Source organism: Lentzea xerophila, from assembly GCF_051094245.1.
Classification (GTDB): Bacteria; Actinomycetota; Actinomycetes; order Mycobacteriales; family Pseudonocardiaceae; genus Lentzea; species Lentzea xerophila.
This window is the reverse complement of the sequence record NZ_CP194934.1, coordinates 3,506,216-3,524,032: the sequence shown is the minus strand read 5'-3', so window position 1 is coordinate 3,524,032 and position 17,817 is coordinate 3,506,216. Positions and strand designations below refer to the sequence as shown.

Annotated in this window: 16 protein-coding genes and 1 pseudogene; 10 read left to right on the top strand and 7 right to left on the bottom strand. The window is 68.6% G+C overall.

The window, feature by feature from the left end:
* Nucleotides 1-42 precede the first annotated feature (42 nt).
* The 4 genes from ACRSBM_RS16680 (at nucleotide 43) to nhaA (ending at nucleotide 3,334) form a co-directional block, all read left to right on the top strand.
* The gene (locus ACRSBM_RS16680) at nucleotides 43-474 is read left to right on the top strand and encodes an NfeD family protein (RefSeq protein WP_434444318.1); all 432 of its coding nucleotides are present in this window, start codon (nucleotides 43-45) and stop codon (nucleotides 472-474) included.
* Between the two features lie 4 nt (nucleotides 475-478).
* A complete protein-coding gene (locus tag ACRSBM_RS16675) occupies nucleotides 479-1,525 on the top strand; it encodes an SPFH domain-containing protein (protein WP_434444317.1) in 1,047 nt (348 codons plus the stop codon).
* A 46-nt stretch (nucleotides 1,526-1,571) separates the two neighbouring features.
* Nucleotides 1,572-1,868 carry a DUF3040 domain-containing protein gene (locus tag ACRSBM_RS16670; RefSeq protein ID WP_434444316.1) on the top strand — a complete coding sequence of 99 codons (297 nt, stop codon included), beginning with the start codon at nucleotides 1,572-1,574 and terminating at the stop codon, nucleotides 1,866-1,868.
* Between the two features lie 134 nt (nucleotides 1,869-2,002).
* Nucleotides 2,003-3,334, top strand: coding sequence for a Na+/H+ antiporter NhaA (gene nhaA, locus ACRSBM_RS16665; RefSeq protein WP_434444315.1), 1,332 nt, complete (start codon nucleotides 2,003-2,005; stop codon nucleotides 3,332-3,334).
* Nucleotides 3,335-3,435: 101 nt separating this feature from the next.
* Here nhaA and ACRSBM_RS16660 read toward each other — a convergent pair.
* Nucleotides 3,436-3,558, bottom strand: a pseudogene (locus tag ACRSBM_RS16660) (hypothetical protein); the annotation flags it as partial.
* Nucleotides 3,559-3,581: 23 nt separating this feature from the next.
* On the opposite strand from ACRSBM_RS16660, the gene ACRSBM_RS16655 reads away from it, so the two are divergent.
* Entirely contained in the window at nucleotides 3,582-3,779 is a 198-nt protein-coding gene (locus tag ACRSBM_RS16655) for an ATP-binding protein (protein ID WP_434444314.1), read from the top strand.
* Nucleotides 3,780-3,852: 73 nt separating this feature from the next.
* Nucleotides 3,853-4,311, top strand: coding sequence for a helix-turn-helix transcriptional regulator (locus ACRSBM_RS16650; protein WP_434444313.1), 459 nt, complete (start codon nucleotides 3,853-3,855; stop codon nucleotides 4,309-4,311).
* Nucleotides 4,312-4,589: 278 nt separating this feature from the next.
* Here ACRSBM_RS16650 and ACRSBM_RS16645 read toward each other — a convergent pair whose 3' ends face one another.
* Nucleotides 4,590-5,288, bottom strand: a complete 699-nt coding sequence (locus ACRSBM_RS16645) for a glycoside hydrolase family 11 protein (RefSeq protein WP_434444312.1) — start codon at nucleotides 5,286-5,288, stop codon at nucleotides 4,590-4,592.
* Between the two features lie 402 nt (nucleotides 5,289-5,690).
* On the opposite strand from ACRSBM_RS16645, the gene ACRSBM_RS16640 reads away from it, so the two are divergent.
* The gene (locus ACRSBM_RS16640) at nucleotides 5,691-6,899 is read left to right on the top strand and encodes a fumarylacetoacetate hydrolase family protein (RefSeq protein ID WP_434444311.1); all 1,209 of its coding nucleotides are present in this window, start codon (nucleotides 5,691-5,693) and stop codon (nucleotides 6,897-6,899) included.
* Between the two features lie 45 nt (nucleotides 6,900-6,944).
* On the opposite strand, the gene ACRSBM_RS16635 is transcribed toward ACRSBM_RS16640, so the two are convergent.
* The gene (locus tag ACRSBM_RS16635) at nucleotides 6,945-9,428 is read right to left on the bottom strand and encodes a M12 family metallo-peptidase (protein WP_434444310.1); all 2,484 of its coding nucleotides are present in this window, start codon (nucleotides 9,426-9,428) and stop codon (nucleotides 6,945-6,947) included.
* A gap of 122 nt (nucleotides 9,429-9,550) precedes the next feature.
* On the opposite strand from ACRSBM_RS16635, the gene ACRSBM_RS16630 reads away from it, so the two are divergent.
* Nucleotides 9,551-10,291, top strand: a complete 741-nt coding sequence (locus ACRSBM_RS16630; RefSeq protein WP_434444309.1) for a ribonuclease activity regulator RraA — start codon at nucleotides 9,551-9,553, stop codon at nucleotides 10,289-10,291.
* A 161-nt stretch (nucleotides 10,292-10,452) separates the two neighbouring features.
* Here ACRSBM_RS16630 and ACRSBM_RS16625 read toward each other — a convergent pair whose 3' ends face one another.
* The 4 genes from ACRSBM_RS16625 to ACRSBM_RS16610 form a co-directional block, all read right to left on the bottom strand.
* A complete protein-coding gene (locus ACRSBM_RS16625) occupies nucleotides 10,453-11,733 on the bottom strand; it encodes a mandelate racemase/muconate lactonizing enzyme family protein (RefSeq protein WP_434444308.1) in 1,281 nt (426 codons plus the stop codon).
* Nucleotides 11,730-13,733 (bottom strand): ABC transporter permease subunit, encoded by a 2,004-nt coding sequence (locus ACRSBM_RS16620; protein WP_434444307.1) that lies wholly within the window; start codon nucleotides 13,731-13,733, stop codon nucleotides 11,730-11,732. The genes ACRSBM_RS16625 and ACRSBM_RS16620 overlap by 4 nt, the downstream gene beginning before the upstream one ends.
* Before the next feature lie 2 nt (nucleotides 13,734-13,735).
* Nucleotides 13,736-15,118, bottom strand: coding sequence for an extracellular solute-binding protein (locus ACRSBM_RS16615; RefSeq protein WP_434444306.1), 1,383 nt, complete (start codon nucleotides 15,116-15,118; stop codon nucleotides 13,736-13,738).
* A 187-nt stretch (nucleotides 15,119-15,305) separates the two neighbouring features.
* Nucleotides 15,306-16,049 carry a FadR/GntR family transcriptional regulator gene (locus tag ACRSBM_RS16610; protein WP_434444305.1) on the bottom strand — a complete coding sequence of 248 codons (744 nt, stop codon included), beginning with the start codon at nucleotides 16,047-16,049 and terminating at the stop codon, nucleotides 15,306-15,308.
* A 72-nt stretch (nucleotides 16,050-16,121) separates the two neighbouring features.
* Here ACRSBM_RS16610 and ACRSBM_RS16605 point away from each other — a divergent pair, with 72 nt between their 5' ends.
* Together ACRSBM_RS16605 and ACRSBM_RS16600 are read left to right on the top strand one after the other, a co-directional pair.
* Complete coding sequence (locus tag ACRSBM_RS16605) at nucleotides 16,122-17,279, top strand: mandelate racemase/muconate lactonizing enzyme family protein (protein ID WP_434444304.1); 1,158 nt, start codon at nucleotides 16,122-16,124, stop codon at nucleotides 17,277-17,279.
* A gap of 144 nt (nucleotides 17,280-17,423) precedes the next feature.
* Nucleotides 17,424-17,804 carry a PASTA domain-containing protein gene (locus ACRSBM_RS16600; protein WP_434444303.1) on the top strand — a complete coding sequence of 127 codons (381 nt, stop codon included), beginning with the start codon at nucleotides 17,424-17,426 and terminating at the stop codon, nucleotides 17,802-17,804.
* The last annotated feature ends 13 nt before the right edge of the window (nucleotides 17,805-17,817 follow it).

Sequence of the window (17,817 nt, the reverse complement as noted above, 5' to 3'; positions counted from 1 at the left end):
TCGCACGTTCGAGGCGTACCTCCACCGAGGGAGGGTCGCACCATGGATCCCTGGCTCATCTGGCTGATCATCGCGCTGGTGCTGGCCATCGCCGAGATCTTCACTCTCACCGCGGCACTCGGCATCCTCGCCACCGCCGCGATCGCCACGGCGGGGACGGCGGCGATCGGCCTGCCGGTTCTCGGCCAGCTCGTGGTGTTCAGCGTCGTGTCCGCCGCAGGTGTGGTGCTCATCCGGCCCTGGGCGCGGCGAATGACGCTGCAGCCGCGGCTCGAACGGTTCGGCATCGAGGCGTTGGTCGGGGCGTCCGGCTACGTGCTGCGCGAGGTGAACGACCACGAGGGTCTGGTGCGCATCCGCGGCGAGGACTGGACGGCCCGCCCGATCGACGAGTCTCTCGTCATCCCCGCCGGGCGCACGGTCGACGTACTGCACATCGACGGCAGCACCGCCGTCGTCTACCCACGGGAGTGAGCCCATGTCCACACTGCTCGTCGCCGGACTCGTGCTCGCGATCTTCGCCGCGTTCACCGTCCTGCGCGCCGTGCGCATCGTGCCGCAGGCCCGAGCGCGCAACGTCGAACGTCTGGGCCGCTACCAGCGCACCCTCAAACCCGGTCTCAACTTCGTGATCCCCTACATCGACCGCGTCTACCCACCGATCGACCTGCGCGAGCAGGTGGTGTCGTTCCAGCCGCAGCCGGTGATCACGGAGGACAACCTGGTCGTGCAGATCGACACGGTGCTGTACTTCCAGGTCACCGATCCCCGTGCCGCCGCCTACGAGATCGCCAGCTTCCTGCAGGCCGTCGAACAGCTCACCGTCACCACTCTGCGCAACGTCGTCGGATCCATGGATCTCGAGAAGACCCTCACCTCTCGCGACACGATCAACAACCAGTTGCGCGGTGTGCTCGACGACGCGACCGGCAAGTGGGGGCTGCGGGTCAACCGGGTCGAGATCAAGGCCATCGACCCGCCGCAGAGCATCAAGGAGGCGATGGAGAAGCAGATGCGGGCCGAACGCGACAAGCGGGCCGCGATCCTGAACGCCGAAGGACAGCGGCAGTCCCAGATCCTCACGGCCGAGGGTGACAAGCAGGCCGCCGTGTTGCGCGCCGAGGGGCACCGAGCCGCCACGATCCTGGAGGCAGAGGGGCAGTCCCGCGCGATAGACCAGGTCTTCCAGTCCGTGCACCGCAATGACCCGGACCCGAAGCTGCTCGCCTACCAGTACCTGCAGATGCTGCCCAAGCTCGCGGAAGGGCCCGGCAACACGTTCTGGGTGATTCCGAGCGAGGTCACCACCGCACTGCAGGACGTCTCGAAGGCGTTCTCCGAGGTGCTGCCGCGGTCGGCCGCCGCCAGGACCGACAACTCCGTCGAGGCCGCCGCGGCACAGGCGGAGAAGGACGTCGCCCAGGCGAGCGAGGCAGCCGCCGAAGCGGTCGCGGACGCGGCCGACGCCGCCGAACCGGTGACCGCACGGCCGTCCGTGCTGCGACCGGAACCAGCAGATCGGTGAGCGAACGCGGATAGTTCGGTGCGACGAGCCCGGGAGGTGCGGGAACGTGGGATTGCCTGAGGACGAGCAGCGCGAGCTCGACGACATCGAGCAACGTCTTGCCGAGGACGATCCCACGTTCGCGGCCAAACTCGCCAGGACGCCACCACCGCATCACCGGTTGCCTCCACGCGTGCTGAGGTGGATCGGCCTGCTGCTGACCTACGCCGTTGGTCTGGTGGTGGTCGTCACGGGCGTGTCGCTGTCGTCGATCGTGCTGATCGCGCTCGGTGCGGCGGTGGCCGCGTTCGGCCCGGTGGCCATGGTCGTCCAGACATGGCGGAACCGCGGAACGTCAACCTGATCCGTTCCGGGCAAGATCACATCGGCAGGCCCGTCGTCTGGTCGTGAGGTACGGTCGGACCGTTGCCGTGACGAGCGGCATGGTGTGCCGGGAAGTCTGGTCGGCGTTGCGGCCGACGACACCCGGAGTGTGCTTTGGAACCCGTGAAGACCCGGCTGTTCAGCCGCGCGTCCTGGCCTGAGGCCAAGCGCATCGCCGACCTGCTCCGCCTGGAGACCGTCGGCGGCGTCATCATGCTGGTCGCCGCAGTGGTGGGCCTGGTGTGGGTCAACTCACCGTGGGCGTCGATCTACGAGACCGCGCGCGCCGTGGAGGTCGGTCCCGAGTCGCTGCACCTGCGACTCAGCCTCGCCGAATGGGCCTCCGACGGCCTGCTGGCCATTTTCTTCTTCGTCGCGGGCCTCGAACTCAAACGCGAGTTCGTCGCCGGTGACCTCCGCGATCCCCGGCGCGCCGCCGTCCCGATCGCGGCGGCGTTCGGCGGCGTCCTCATTCCGGCGTTGATCTACACCGCGGTCAACCTCGGCGGTGGCCCCACGCTCGCCGGCTGGGCCATCCCCACCGCGACCGACATCGCGTTCGCGCTCGCGGTGCTCGCGGTCATCGGCAGGTGCCTCCCGGCGGCGCTGCGGACGTTCCTGCTGACCCTCGCCGTCGTGGACGACCTGATCGCCATCGTGATCATCGCCCTGTTCTACACAGACGACCTGTCGCTGCTGCCGTTGCTGCTGATGTTCGTCCCGCTGGCGCTGTTCACCGTGCTCGTGCAGCGACGCGTCCGGTCGTGGTGGCTGCTCATCCCTCTCGCAGTGGCCACGTGGGCCTTGATGCACGCCTCAGGAGTGCACGCGACCGTGGCGGGCGTGCTGCTCGCGTTCGCCGTGCCGGTGATCCGCAGGTCCGGCGAGGGCCCCGGCCTGGCCGAGATCTTCCAGCACCGGTGGCAGCCTCTGTCCACCGGTGTGGCCGTCCCGGTCTTCGCCTTCTTCGCCGCCGGCGTCTCGATCGGAGGCCTGAGCGGGTTCGTCACCTCGCTCACGGACAGCGTCACGCTCGGCATCGTGCTCGGGCTGTTGCTGGGCAAACCGATCGGCATCACCGCCGCCACCTACCTGGTCGCGCGGTTCACCAAAGCTGACCTGGACGACGACCTGGCGTGGATCGACGTGGTCGGCCTGTCGATCCTCGCCGGAATCGGGTTCACCGTCTCGCTTCTCGTCAGCGAACTGTCGTTCGGCGAGGGCAGCGCGGACTACAACAACGCCAAGGTGGCAGTGCTGCTGGGTTCCATTCTGTCCGCGCTGATCGCGACGGTGATCCTGCGCGTGCGCAACCGGGTGTACCGCCGGATCCACGAGGAAGAGACCCGCGACGCGGACAACGACGGCATCCCAGACGTGCACCAGCAGACAGCACCCACCAGCAGCGGCACGACGGCGCGGAAGAGTGGGCCCACGCACGACTGACAAGCCGGGGCACTCCTTCTCCCCCACCGCAGTGCGCCACCACCCCACGTGGACACCAGGTTCACCGGCTCGAGCCGGATCTCGGCGCCGTACGGCGGGGCCTCCGGCGTCTCGAGGAACGTGAGCGAGCCCGCGTCCACGTCAGTCAGCCCGATGACGTACCGGACGTAGGAATCGGCGAGGGCGAGCGGCAGTACGAGGACGTCGCCGTCCTGTGCGGTCACGACACCGGACGTACGGTGCCGCCGTGGGGACACCGGTCCGGACGATCGTCGGCAGGGACGCCGAACGCCGCAGGCTCGAGGCACTGATCACGAGAGCCGGAAACGGCGAGGGCGGGGTGCTCGTGCTGCGGGGCGAGGCGGGCATCGGCAAGAGCGCATTGCTCGGCCACGTGCGGCGCGCGGCCCACTGCGTGGCCAGGCGGCGCAGGCGCGGGCGATGACCGAGTTGTTCACCGCGGAGGCGATCGCGGACGGCGCCGGGCAGACGATAGCCAACATCACTGGGCCACGGTCGTGCTGAGCAACGGCCTGGCCGACTACCCGGCGGCCGTCGGACACCTCGAGATGAGTCCTATGGCCCCGTACCTGGCCAGGACGCACCTGCTCTACGGTGAGTGGCTACGCCGCAAAGGCAGGCGACGCGATGCCCGCAGACAACTGCGCACCGCACACCAGCAGTTGACCGCAATCGGCATGACGGCGTTCGCCGATCGGGCCACCGCCGAACTACGCGCGACCGGCGACGCCATCCGCGGCCGCGCATCGGGCGGCGCCGACGAGCTCACCGGCCAGGAAACGCACATCGCCCGCCTGGTCGCCGCCGGCGCGACGTCGAAGGAAGTCGCGGCACGGCTGTTCATCAGCCCGCGCACCGTCGACGCCCACCTGCGCAACATCTTCCGCAAGCTCGGCATCACCTCGCGCAGACAGCTCCGGGAACTGCCCGCGCTACGCGTCGGGACCGAACGGTAGGGCGCACCGACAACCGGACTCGGGCAGGCGAAGTTCGCACACTCCTTGCGCGTTTCGACCTGCTGCACCATCTCCGTTGCGACAGCTACCGTTCGAGCACGGTCAGTTCTCTGGTGCGCTCGTTGGCTGTGCGGAAAGCCTCAACACCGAACAGCCGCCAGCGCCTCGGCGGACATCAAGCTGCAGGCACGCCTGCAGCTTGATGCCAGCGGCTCCAGCACCCGACCGACGACTGCGTCCACTTAGGACAGTTGGATCGGAGGCTGCCGTCGCGGCGATCACCTCACGGTGATGTTGGAGTTGCCGCTGCTCCGATACCCCTCGGTCGCGAGGATCATGTAGTAGCTGAAGTTGCCGAGTCGCATGTTGGCTCGGTTCCACGCGTCGAAGTGGTTGCCGGTGGTGATGGACCCACCGGTCCGCTTCTGTTGCCGGACGCTCCAGAACTGCGGAAAGGTCTTGTTGTCGCCTTCGACGGACGGCGCGTTGTAACGCATTGTCTGATAAATGTCGTACGTACCGCCGTCGGTGGTGACCGTGCCCCTGTGAGTGCCGGTGGGCCGGTAGTTGCCCCAGTTGTCGACGACGTAGTACTCGACGAGCGGGTTCGACGTCCAGCCGTAGAGGGTCAGATAGGCATTGCCGGACGGGTTGAAGCTGCCCGAATAGTTCACGGTGCGCCGTGATCCGTTGCTCCAGCCCTTGCCGCCGACGAAGTTGCCGACATTGCTCCAGGAGGTGCTGTAGTTGCCACCTCCTCCGAACTCCATGCAGACCCGGCCACCGCCATCGGTCCAGAACGAGTAGTAGTAACCGCCGTTGTTGCCCGTCTGGCTCGAACAGGTGGCTGCGATACCCACGTCGGCTCCGGCGACACCGGGCGTCAACGCCATGACCAGAGCGATGCAGGCACCGCGGACACCTGGTGCGATGCGGACGCGCCTGCGGTTCCGCGGTCGGACAGCGCCTTCGACCATGTGCGTGCTCCTCATCATCGAGATCAGCGCGGCGGCGAGGCAGCACTATGCGACCCGTGAGAGTTCAGTTTGCAATCCGTCGATCTGATTCGACGATCTTCCGGTCGACAGTGAGACCTTTTCCAACCGTAGCAGCGCCGCACCGAGCCCGTAAGGTCGCTGAGACTTTTCGAAACTTCTCCGGTTTCACCGTTCGGGCTAAACTTTTAGCCGCTGGCCGACGCCGAATCTTCGTGGATGGTCATGCAACTGATTCCCCGTCATACTTGTGGCCTCTCCGCACAGGCACACTCCGCCTCGTCGACACCGTGACCTCCGGGTCTCGGCCGGCGAGAATTGCCGAGTTCGCGACACGGCAGTCCCACCGCGAGTTGGTCTGCGGTGCGAGCAGGAAGGATTTGCATGGGGATCTCACTCGATGCCGCCGACGTCCTCCCCCAGGACGCGGCGGACGCCACACTTGTCGCGAGGGTCTTCGACCCGTCCGCGGGCGGCCCCTCGGTCGTGACGATCCGCGGCGACGAGGTCGTGGACCTGTCGCCGCTGACATCGACCGTGTCGTCACTGCTCGAGCGGCCGGACGCGCTGGAGATCGTCCAGAACCACCCAGGCGGCACGTCATGGCCGCTCGCGGAGGTTCTGGCCGCCACGACGAACCCGGCCGATGCCGTTCCCCGGTTTCTGGCACCGGTCGACCTGCAGGTGCTCAAGGCCGCCGGCGTGACCTTCGTCCGCAGCATGCTCGAGCGGGTCATCGAGGAGCGCGCCGACGGGGATCCCACGAGGGCCGAGGAGGTTCGCGCGAAGGTGGGTGCGATCGTCCAGGGCCACATCTCCAACCTGAAACCTGGCTCCGCGGAGGCCGCGGAGGTCAAGAGGGTTCTTCAGGCCGAGGGCCTCTGGTCGCAGTACCTCGAGGTCGGCATCGGCCCGGACCCTGAGATCTTCACCAAGGCCCCGGTGCTCTCGGCGGTGGGGCTGGGAGCCGACATCGGCGTTCTCGCCCGCTCCGCCTGGAACAACCCCGAGCCCGAGCTCGTCCTGGTGGTGGACTCGCACGGAAACCCAGTCGGGGCGACGCTCGGCAACGACGTCAACCTGCGCGACTTCGAGGGCCGCAGTGCTCTCCTGCTCACCGAGGCGAAGGACAACAACGCTTCCTGCGCCATCGGACCGTTTCTGCGGCTGTTCGACGACGGGTTCACCCTGGCGGACGCCAAAGCCACCGAGATCGCCTTGGACATCACCGGCCCCGACGGTTTCGAGCTGCACGGCGTGAATCCTGTCGCCGAGATCAGCCGGGAGCTCGAGGACCTCGTGTCCCACGCCTTCGGCGCCCACCACCGTTATCCCGACGGCTTCGTCCTGTTCACCGGCACGATGTTCGCTCCGACCGAGGACAGGGACCAGCCCGGCGAAGGGTTCACCCACAAGGTCGGGGACGTCGTTCGCATCTCGTCGCCAAGGTTGGGCGCGTTGACGAACGTCGTGAACACGGCCGAGGACGCGGAAGACTGGACGTTCGGCATCACCGCGCTGATGGAGAACCTCGCCGCCCGCGGTCTGCTGAGCTCGCACGGAGGCGGGATCGTGCAGCGACTCCCGGACTGAGCACGCTCAGGCTGCACTGCTCCCAGAGATCGACGGGGAGGTCGCTCAGCCGGTGACGGTCAGGTCGGCGTCGGTCAGGTCGAAGAAGACGTTGCCGACGGCCTCGATCCTGATCCGGCCCTTGTCCGTCCGGACGCGAGGCAGCCGCACGGTCTCGGTCCCGTCGTTGCGCGTGTGGGAGGCGAGCAGGTGGGGGAAGGTCAGTCCGCCGTCGGTGGAGAAGGTGATTCGGACGGTGTTCGCGCTCACCGGTGCCGTCGCGGTCCCGGCCACGTCCCACGTGATCTGTTGGCGCGAACCGCCGCGGTACGACGCGCGGGAACCGTGTGACGTCACCAGGAACGGGCCTGCGTTCGGTGCGATCACCAACTCGGTGCCGGCGCTGCCGACGCCTTGCCTGCCGTCGCGGGCGGTGAGCTTGAAGTGGAGGGTGCGTGCTCCGTCCACGCCCACCCAGTCGGCGGTGGGCAGGAACTCCGAGTAGCAGTCGACGACGGGGGCGGGCACGTTCGTGTCGAAGCCGGTTTCCGGGGCCGGGGGTGGCGGCGCCGCGGGGCATCTGCCGGTGACCGCGTTGGTGTTGTTCGCCGCGATCTGCGCCAGGTCGGGGAAGACGCGCTTCGGGTCGGTGGTCGCGGTGTTGGCGCCTGGGGAGCGGTACTTCAGCTTGTCCTCGTCGCTGATGACGGCGGCGGTGCCGAACACCCGGAACAGAGGCCCGTCGGTCTTGGTGTTGTCCACCAGCGCGGTGGCGTTCTCGCCGCCTGGGTCGTTCTGCTCCCACAGGTAGGTGACGGGATCGCCGTCGGGGTCGAAAGCCTTGCCGGTCAGGGCGAACGGGGTGCGCGCCGGGATGGTGCGGCGTGCGGGCGCGGTCACGATCGGCGCGTGGTTGCCGGTGGACTCGACGCGGTGGCCGGCGTTGTCGTGAGGGCCGCCCTTGACCGTCTCGCCGACCCATCCGGAGGCTCCGGTGGCGCTGATGCCGAGCGCGGCCACGTTCCGCCCCTTCAAGGTTCCGGCGAAGGTGATCTGGAAACCGGTGGTGTCGAAGGGGGTCGGCCGGTTCACGTTGTCGCCGAGGCCCGCGACTTCGACCTGCCCGCCGGTGGGCAGGATCGCCTCCACGGCGGCCTTGATGGCTTCCTGGCTGTAGGCGGCGTGGGTGATGGGCGCCGACGTGCGGCCGTTGTAGGTCAGCGTGAACGAGTCGCCGCTGTCGAAGTCGCGCAGGGACGTGTTCTGCACCTCGTCCGCGTCCCACTGGGTCGAGGTGGTGAAGGCGGTGATCTCCGTGCGGGTGCGGTGAGAGAAGTAGGGATCGTTGTGGCGCTGGAGGTTGTCCTGCTGGCAGATGCCCGCGTACGACATGATCGACGACCCGCTGCCCGGTTCGTAGGAGGATTCGGCGACGCGCTGGCCCAGGCCGCAGCCGAACTGGTTGCCGTTGAACGTGTGCTCCGCGCCGAACTGGTGTCCCATCTCGTGCGCCACGTAGTCCACGGCGAAGTAGTCACCGGTGGGGGTGGCGAGGCCGGTGCAGGCCGCGGCCTTGTGGGGGCCGCCCACGCCGGGCACTCCCGCTCCGCCGCCCCGGACACCCAGCGCGACGTGGCCGATCTCGTAGCTGCTCGCACCGATCAGCTGGCCCAGCACCGTCGCGGCGCGGCCGAGGGTCCCGGTCACGCACCCCTCCAGCTCGTCGGGACGGAAGCACGGGGCCGCGCCGCACGGGCCGTTCGGCCCGGTCGCCTCGGCGTCGGTGTTGAGGCTGGTCTTGTCGGTGTCGTTGACGAGCAGCAGCCGGATCGCGATCTCGTCCTCGTAGATCTGCGCGATCCGGTTGACCAGGGCCGCTTTGGCGGCGGTCACGTTCTCCGCGCCGAAGTATCGCGCGTAGGACGGGTCGGTGAGGATGGCCAGGCGGTAGGTGCGGACCTGCACGACCGGACTTGTGGCGGTGGTGTCCGTGAGGTGCGGCCGTCGTGACGTGTACTCGGCACCGGCTTCCCGCAGCGGATCAGCCGGGCTCAGGTCGCGGCGGTAGAAGCTGGCGTAGAGGCTCTGGTCGCGGTGGGAGTGCGGGGCGACGAACCAGTGTCCCCGTTGCGATCGCACCGAGGCGTGGAAGCCCAGCGGTGTCAGGTCCGCGCGGACCGACGCAGTCGGGTCGTCCAGGCCCCGGCCCGCGTACGTCCTGATCTCCGGGTGCTCCGCGGCCAGCCCCGGCTCCATCACCGGCGCGTCCACCAGTGCGAACCGCTCGAACGTGCCCGCGGGGGTCGGCAGCACGGCTTCGACCGGGCCGGCTCCGGCCAGGGTGGCGGCCATCGCGGGCCGGTCGAGGGTGAACCCGGCGAACACCGCGGCGCGGCCCTTCCCCTGCTGGGACGCGACGACGCCGCTGTCCGCTCTGGTCCACGGGTTGTCCGCTGCGGCGGCCGTGCCCGGCGGGGACATCAGTGCGCCCGCCGTGATGGCGGTCAGCATCAGGATCAGTGCTCGGCGTGTGGACGAACGTGTTGGCACGTGAAGTCTCCCGGGTGAAATCGGGGCCTGGGTTCGGGTTCTACTACGGATAGGCTCGAGCCGACGTCTCATCGAGATTCACCGGCAGTCGCGGTGATCGCGAATCCGAGGGAGCTACCGACGTGGTCGAGACGCACGACATCGTTCGCCCGCCCGCGGAACTCAGCGCGGCCCTCGCGGTCCTCGGCAGCGCGACGGCCAGCGCCGAGCTCAGCCGCATGGGCATCCGCAGCGCGTTCATCCGCGGTCCGGTCTCGGCCACGCCGGGTGTGCGCGTGGCCGGGCCGGCGCTGACGCTGCAGTTCCTGCCGAAACGGGAGGACCTCTACCCCGTCGACGAGTACGCCGAGCCGGAGAAGCAGTTGCACCGGCACGTGATGTACCACGCCCAGGCCGGTGACATGATCGTCGTGGACGCGCGCGGTGACATGAGCAGCGGTGTGTTCGGCGAGATGATGCTGACGTACTTCAAGGGTCGTGGCGGTGCCGGTGTGGTGGTGGACGGGTGCCTGCGTGATGTCGGTGAGGCCAAGAAGCTGGGTCTCGGGCTGTGGATCCGCGGCGCCACACCGAACTTCCACGCCCAGACCGGCATCGTCCCGACCGCCGTGAACGTGCCGGTGGCGTGCGGCGGCACACTCGTCGAGCCCGGTGACATCGTCGTCGCCGACGACGACGGGGCGGTCGTGGTGCCGGTCAAGCTCGCGCCCGCTCTGGTCGCTGTCGCTCAAGAACACGCGGAGTGGGAGGAGTTCTCGCGGATCCGGCTGGCCGAGGGCGGCGACCTGCGGCGGTACTATCCGCTGTCGGAGGAGGCCCGGCCCGAGTACGAGCGGTGGCGTGCCGAGCAGGGCAGGGCCTAGGGCCTGTATCGAGGTCCCGTTCGATGAGAGTCGCGCCTGAGGTGGTTTCTGGTGGTGCGGCCGGGCGGCCCGCATACCGGTGTTGTATGTGGGCCGTCCGGCCGTGCCGCCAGGGGCCGCCTCAGGCCCGGCTGTCGCGAACATGGACTTCGACACAGGCCCTAGCTCCACAGCCGGTCGTGGCTCGACTCGCCGTCCCAGTGCGTCGTCTCGGCGAAGAAGACCGGATCGCGCGGGTCGAGGTGGCATCGCAGCAACTCCTCGTCGAGGTCGCCGAAACCCAGTCCCGGCGTGTCCGGCACGGTGATGTGGCCGTCCTGGATCAACGGGCGGGGCAGGCCGGTGACGAGGTCGCTCCAGAAGTCCACCTCGGCCGCGTGGTGTTCGAGCGCGAGGAAGTTCTCCGTGGCAGCGGCCAGGTGGACGCACGCCATCGTCGCGATCGGTGACGCCGCGAGGTGTAGCGCCATCGAAACTCCGCGTTCCTGCGCGTAGTCGCCGAGCCGCTTGGTCTCCGCGATGCCGCCTGCCGTAGCGGGGTCCGGGTGCACGACGCGGACGGCCCCGGTGTCCAGGAGTGGGCGGAAGCCGTCGAGCAGGTAGATGTCCTCCCCCGTGCACGTGGGGATGGCGATGGCCGCGGTCAGCTGACGCCACTGGTCGGTGAGCTGCCACGGGATCAGGTCCTCGATCCATGCCAGGGTGAACGGTTCCAGCGCGCGGCCGATCCTGATGCAGGAGTCGAGGGCGATGTGGCCGAAGTGGTCGGCGGCGAGCGCGATGTCGTAGCCGACGACGGAGCGGACCACGTCCACATAGGACGCCAGGTGCTCGACACCCTTCGCCGTGACCTGGATTCCGGTGAACGGGTGCATCGTCCTCAGGTCCTCGCGGGCACCCGGCGGTGCGATCAGCGCCCCTGGGACCTCCCACAGCAGGTCGATGCCCACGTCCATCTTCAGCATCGTGAACCCGCGCCGCCTGCGGTCCAGCAGCCGGGCGCCCATGTCATGCGGGTCCGGCGACGACGGAGTGTCGGCGTAGCACCGGATCCGGTCGCGGAACCGGCCCCCGAGCAGCGCGTGGGCAGGCACTCCGTAGGCCTTGCCGGCGAGGTCCGTCAGCGCCATCTCGATGCCGGAGACGCCGCCGCCCTGCCGTCCGTGGTGCCCGAACTGCTTGATCTTGCGGAAGATCTTGCCGATATTGCAGGGGTTCTCGCCAACCAGCCGGCTCTTGAGCATGAGGGCGTAGGTGGCGCTGGCCTGGTCGCGCACCTCCCCGTAGCCGACCAGGCCCTGGTTGGTGTCGATCCTGATGATCGACGAGCGGAACGGCACGCCGGTCAGGTTGGCCACCCGCAGGTCGGTGATGCGCAGGTCGCTCGAGCGGGACGCCGTCGCGACGTGCTCCTCCGTGATCGCCGGGGTCTCGGCGCTCATCCCTTCACCGCTCCCGCGGTGAGGCCCTCGGTCAGGAACCGCTGCCCGAACGCGTACATGGTCACGACCGGGATGCTGATCAACAGCGAGGCCGCGGCCAGCTGTCCCTGCGGGACGACGTCACCGAAGATCATCGACTGCATTCCGACCGGCAGCGTCTTGTAGTCGTCCTTGGTGATGAACACGAACGCGAACAGGAACTCGTTCCACGCGTTGGTGAGCGTGAAGAGCGCGACCGCGAGCAGGCCCGGTTTCGCCAGCGGCAGCACGATCCGCAGGAACGCCCCGAACCGCGTGCACCCGTCGACCAGCGCGGCCTCCTCGAGGTCGGCCGGGATCGACTTGAAGTACCCGACGAGCAGCCACGTCGCGAACGGCAGGGTGAACGTGGGGTAGGCGAGCACGAGTGACCACAACGAGTCGTTGAGCCCGATCCCGCTCATCAGCTGGTAGAGCGGGATGAACAACAGCGCGCCTGGCATCACGTAGGTGAGCAGGATCGTCACCGTGAAGCTCTCCGAACCCCGGAACTTCAAGCGCGCCAGGGCGTAGCCGGCCAGCGCCGCGCAGACCAACGCGATCACCGTGGACGCCACCGAGACCAGGATCGTGTTGACGTACCAGGTGCCGAACGCCCTGCCCGTGAACAGGTTGGTGAACTGCTCGGTGGTCCACGGGGTCGGCCAGAGGTCGTCGGTCCTGGCGACGATCTGGTTGTCGGACTTGAAGGCCGTGACCGTCATCCAGTACAGCGGCGCGAGCACGAACCCCAGCAGGCCCACGAGCGCGATGCCCGAACCGGTGCCGCCGACCAGGCGTGCGGCCAGCCGGTTGCCCCGCGCGGCGAGCACGGAGACGACGCGTCCGACAGCGGCCGCGAGCACCACGAACACGCCGAGCACCAGCGCGGCCTTCCACACGATGTGCGGCGACGCCCAGGCCAGCACGAGCACCGAGACGGCGACGACCACCCACGGCATCGCCTTGCGCTGACCGGGAGTCAGTCGCCGGCGGCCCAGGTCGGCCGCGCCGGGCAGGTCGTTGCGCCGCATCATCCGCACTAGGATCACCACGAGCACGGCGATGATCGGCAGCATCACGAGCGTGACCGCGGCGCCCGCGCCCAGCTGCAGCTGCTGGATGGCCTTCGAGTAGGCCACCATCACGTACGGGGCGGTGGCGTCCCCCGGCCCGCCCTGCGTCATCAGCCAGATCAGGTCGAAGTTGTTGAACGTCCAGATGGACGACAGCAGCACCGTCACGATCATGATGTGGCGCAGCCCTGGCAGCGTGATGTGCACGAAGCGCTGCCACGGCGAGGCACCGTCCACCACGGCCGCCTCGTACAGGTGGCCGTCGATCGCCTTGAGCCCGGCGAGGAACGTCACCGTGAAGAACGGGATGCCCTTCCAGACGTTGACCAGGATGACCGAGGGCATCGCGAGCGCGGGATCGGACAGCCACTCCGCGGGCCACCGGTCGACGAGCCCGATCGCGGCGAGGGCCGGCCCGATCCCCGAGTCGGTCAGCAGGATGTTGACGCTGCCGAAGATCGGGGCGAACAGGGACCGCCAGGTGAAGGCCGTGACGACGGTCGGCACCACCCACGGCAGCAGGATCACCCCGGCGATGATCGCGCGGCCGCGGCGCATGTGGTGCAGCATCAACGCCGCGATGAGCCCGAGGGTCACCTTGAAGATCTCGGCGTACGCCGTGAAGACGAAGGAGTTCAGCACTCCCTTGTGGAACAACGTGTCGCCGACGAGAGCGGTGTAGTTGTCCAGCCCGACGAAGACCGTCTCCGCACCGTGGCGTTCCGTGGCGCTGGTGAGGACCGAACTGACGATCGGGACCAGGATCAGACCCGCGACCAGGACCAGCGTCGGCCCGACGAACACCGCGGCGAGCCGCCAGTCGCGCCCGAGCAGCCGCTGCGACCTGGTGAGCGAAGCGGACGTCCGCGGCGCCGGACGAACCGGCGCCGGAGGTGTGCGCAGCACCGTCACTGCCGGTAGCCCTGCTGCTCGAAGACCTGGACCATCCGCGCGTGGGTCGCGGCGACGGCGTCCGCGGGCCGGGTGCCCTGGATGACCGACTGCATCATGTCGGTGAGCAGGTAGGCGGCGGTGGCGGCCTGCTCGCCGGGGCTCGGTGCCTGGGGGAACGTGAAGCCGGTCGTGGACTTCAGCGGGAGCTTCGTGCGGGTCTGCTCCCGCAGCGCGGCGAACGCGGGGTCACCACTGGTGTAGTACGGATCGGAGTCCCACACCTTGTCCCACGCGGGGTTCACCAGGCACGGTGCTCCCTTCGCGACACCGAGCAGTGCGGTGCCACTGGCCATGAACTTCGCCACCAGCTTGGCGAGATCGGGGTTCTTCGCGCCCTTGAACACGACGAACGAGTTGGACTGGCCGTACGCGATCGGCTGGTCGATCGCCGGTCCGGTGGCGCCGTTGAACGGGTGGGTGTTGCCGTAGACCGGGTTGTTCTTGGTCTTGGAGTCGGCGTAGACGCTGAACTGGTTGAGCGTGAGGCCCAGGATCTGGGCGAGCCAGTTCTCGTTGTTGCTCGAGTCGGTCCAGCTCCCGATCCCGGGCGGCAGCATCGGCGCGTACTTCGGGTCCGTGTAGATGTCGCCCATGAAGGTGACGGCGGCGACGGTCTCCGGTGAGTTCAGCACCACCTTCGTGCCGGTGTTGTCCGCGATCGCACCGCCGTAGCAGTTGATGACGTTGGCGATGAAACCGTTGGCGTCACCGGAGCGGTTGACCGTGAGACCCCAGCCGAAGCGCCTCTTCGCCGGGTCGGAGACCTCCAAGGCGTTGTCGCGCAGCTCTTCCCACGTGTAGTGCGGCTTGAGCGGCAGTCCCTTCTCCTGGTACCAGTCCTTGCGCAGGTACATCCCGGTCGCGATGAAGTGGTACGGGATCGCGAACCAGCGGCCGCCGAACACGCAGTAGTTGGTCGCCTCCGTCGCCGGCTCGCCGTAGAGCTCGCGCATCTCCTCGACCACGTCGGTGACGTCGGTGAGGTCGCCCAGGTTGTGCAGCTGGCCGACGAACCGCAGATCGCTCACGAAGGCCAGGTCGCGGGTCGTGTTCGCCTTCACCTCGGCGTCCATCTTCGCGACCATGTCACCGGCGTCCCCGGAGACCAGGTCGTTGCGGATCGTGGTGCCGGTGGCCTGGGCGAAGGCCTGCAGCGACCTGTCCAGGGCCTGGTTGGCGGCTTCCGAGTACAGCTTCTGCGAGAGCATCCCGACCGATCCGCCGCGCAGCGAGGCCGCCTGGTCGAGCAGCGCCTGGGGCACCTGGACGTCCACCTGCGGTGTGGTGGGGCCGCCGCCCCCGCACCCGGCGAGACCGAGTACGCCCAGCGCGCTCATCCCGAGGAAGGTGCGCCTCGATAAGTCCGATTTCTCTTCCATGACAACAACTCCTCTCACGTCCGCTCGAGCGGACGTGTACCGACGGGGCGACGTTGCAACCGGCGGGACAGCGAGGCTCACGCCCTGCTGCCGGGTCGTGCATGTTGTGAATTCGACGAACTTGTCTGCTCGGTACCGTGCGGCGCTAGCGCCGCCTGGAGGACCGCTTGGTCTGCCGCTCCTTCTCCGCGAGGAGCATGGAGTTGTTGCACAGGTGCTTGCGCATCGCCGCGCGGGCACGTTCCGGATCGCGCGCCACGAGCGCCTCGTAGATCTCCGTGTGGTCGGCGGTGGCCTTGCACAGCGCGGCCGGCGCCTCGTTCGTGATGCGCCGGCTGGCCGTGCCGAGCCAGCGGGCGGAGTACATGATCCGGTCGAGGATGCGGTTGTTCGCCGCCCGGCAGATCTCCATGTGGAACTCGTGGTCGACCTCGAGGTAGGCGTTGGGATCCGCCTCGAGCGCGGCCATGCGGCCGAGCTCGTCCCGCAGCCGCTCCAGCGTCTCGTCCGTGACGTTGGCCGCGGCCATCGCGGCGAGTTCGGGCTCCAGCAGCATGCGCATCTGGTCGAGTTCCTGAAGCAGCTCGCCGACGATCTCGGCGGGCAGCCACTCGACCAGCAACGGGCTCAGGTAGTCCCACTCCGCCGGCGAGCGCACGGTGACCCGGCGGCCCTGCGCCACGTCGACGATGTCGAGTGAGGCGAGGATCTTGAGCGTCTCCCTGGCCACCACGCGGGACACCCCGAACTCCCGCGAGATGTCGAGCTCCGACGGTCCCCGGCCGTCCTCAACCTCGCCGCTGACGATGCGCCTGGTCAGGTGTGCGGCCACCTGCACCGGCAGAGTGCGGACCTTGACAACGTCCGGAGACTCTTGTCCCCTTTGCATGTCATCAGCTTATAGGACAAGTTGGGCAGCACAACAGTCCGTTCACCTGCACCACCCGGCGACGGGAGAGCAATGCGGATCGTGAACGTCACCACGGCGGTGGTCGCCTACCACGGCGAGGCCACGCTGGTCCGGATCGACACCGACGAGGGTCTCAGCGGGTTCGGCGAGGCCAATCCCGACGCCGGCGCGGGCGGCGTCGTCGGAATGATCAACTTCCTGGCGCCGCTGCTGATCGGCGAGGACCCGCGCAACGTCGAGCGGTGCTGGGAGAAGCTGCGCCGCAGCAGGGTCTTCGCGGGGCCGCAGGGCGGGGTCTTCGTGATCGCCCTGTCCGGGATCGAGCTCGCGCTGTGGGACCTCGCGGGCAAGGCGGCGGGGCAGCCCGTCTACCGGATGCTCGGCGGCAAGTTCCGCGACCGGATCCGCCTGTACGCCGACTGCGGCGACGGCGACGACCCGGCGGGCTCGGTCTCCGGGTGCGTGGACCGGGCACAGCGGATGGTCGCCGAGGGCTTCACCGCGATCAAGTTCGACATCGACGACCTGCGCCACCCCGCGAAGTTCGACGACTTCAACCACACGATCAACGCGGCCGAGCTGCGGTCGATGGTCGCACGCGTGGCCGCCGTCCGGGAGGCGATCGGACCGGACGTCGACCTGGCCATCGACCTGCACGCACGCTACGACGTGCCGAGCGCGTGCCGGATCTCCTGGGAGCTCGAGCCGTTCGGCCTGATGTGGCTGGAAGAGCCGCTGCCGGCGGAGAACGTCGACGCGCTGGTGCGGGTGCGGGAGCAGACCCGCACGCCGATCTGCGCGGGCGAGAACCTCTACCTGCGGTGGGGATTCCGCGAGTTGCTCGAACGCGGCGCCGTGGACGTGATCGAACCGGACGTGCCGAAGTGCGGCGGACTGGCGGAGGCCAAGAAGATCGCCAACCTCGCGGAGCTCCACTACATCCCCTTCGCGCCGCACCTGGTGTCGACGCCGCTGGGCACGATGGCCACGTCGCACCAGTGCGCGGCCATCCCCAACTTCTACGTCCAGGAATGGCACGCTCTGGAGGAACGCGAGGTGTGGGACAGCTACGTCCGCGCTCCCGACGGAAGCGGCTCGATCGTCAAGGACGGCTACATCACGCTGCCCGACACCCCCGGCATCGGCGTGGAGCTCGACATGGACGGCGTGCGGGCACACGCCGTCGCGGGCTACGGGGTGTTCGAGTAGGGCCGCGACGAGGAGCCTCCGCCGATCATCGCCGCCTCGGCCGCTGCCACGAAGGCGGCGGCCCCTTGTCGAGTTCCCGGCTCCGGCGCGACCGATCGGGTGACTCTCGGTAACAGATGTCCGGGGGTACTGCGACAGGCAGTCATGCGCATCGCCGTTGCCGCCCTTCTGCTGTTGCTGACCGCCGCCTGCTCGACCCCGCAGCCCGCCACCACCGCCGCGGGCACTCCTGAGCCGTCAGCGGCGACCACCACCGCCGCGCCGGCCCGGACAACGCCCCCTCCGGCCGCGCCGGCGGTGAAAACGTGCACGGTGCCCAACGTCGTCGGCCTGATCCACCAGACCGCGCAGGACACCATGCAGAAGGCCGGCCTGTTCCACCTGACCGAGGAGGACGCCGGCGGCCAGGGCCGACTGCTCATCAACGACCGCAACTGGAAGACCACGGGACAGAGCATCGCGGCCGGAACGGTCGTCGACTGCGACACGAAGATCCTGTTGTCCGCCGAGAAGATCGACGGCTGACGGCCAGTTCCAC

Coding starts and splice junctions, on each gene's coding strand:
- ACRSBM_RS16680 (WP_434444318.1), top strand. CDS start 43: ATGGATCCCTGGCTCATCTGGCTGATCATCGCGCTGGTGCTGGCCATC.
- ACRSBM_RS16640 (WP_434444311.1), top strand. CDS start 5,691: ATGGGGATCTCACTCGATGCCGCCGACGTCCTCCCCCAGGACGCGGCG.
- ACRSBM_RS16600 (WP_434444303.1), top strand. CDS start 17,424: ATGCGCATCGCCGTTGCCGCCCTTCTGCTGTTGCTGACCGCCGCCTGC.
- ACRSBM_RS16615 (WP_434444306.1), bottom strand. CDS start 15,118: ATGAGCGCGCTGGGCGTACTCGGTCTCGCCGGGTGCGGGGGCGGCGGC.
- ACRSBM_RS16645 (WP_434444312.1), bottom strand. CDS start 5,288: ATGGTCGAAGGCGCTGTCCGACCGCGGAACCGCAGGCGCGTCCGCATC.
- ACRSBM_RS16605 (WP_434444304.1), top strand. CDS start 16,122: ATGCGGATCGTGAACGTCACCACGGCGGTGGTCGCCTACCACGGCGAG.
- ACRSBM_RS16675 (WP_434444317.1), top strand. CDS start 479: ATGTCCACACTGCTCGTCGCCGGACTCGTGCTCGCGATCTTCGCCGCG.
- ACRSBM_RS16625 (WP_434444308.1), bottom strand. CDS start 11,733: ATGAGCGCCGAGACCCCGGCGATCACGGAGGAGCACGTCGCGACGGCG.
- ACRSBM_RS16610 (WP_434444305.1), bottom strand. CDS start 16,049: ATGCAAAGGGGACAAGAGTCTCCGGACGTTGTCAAGGTCCGCACTCTG.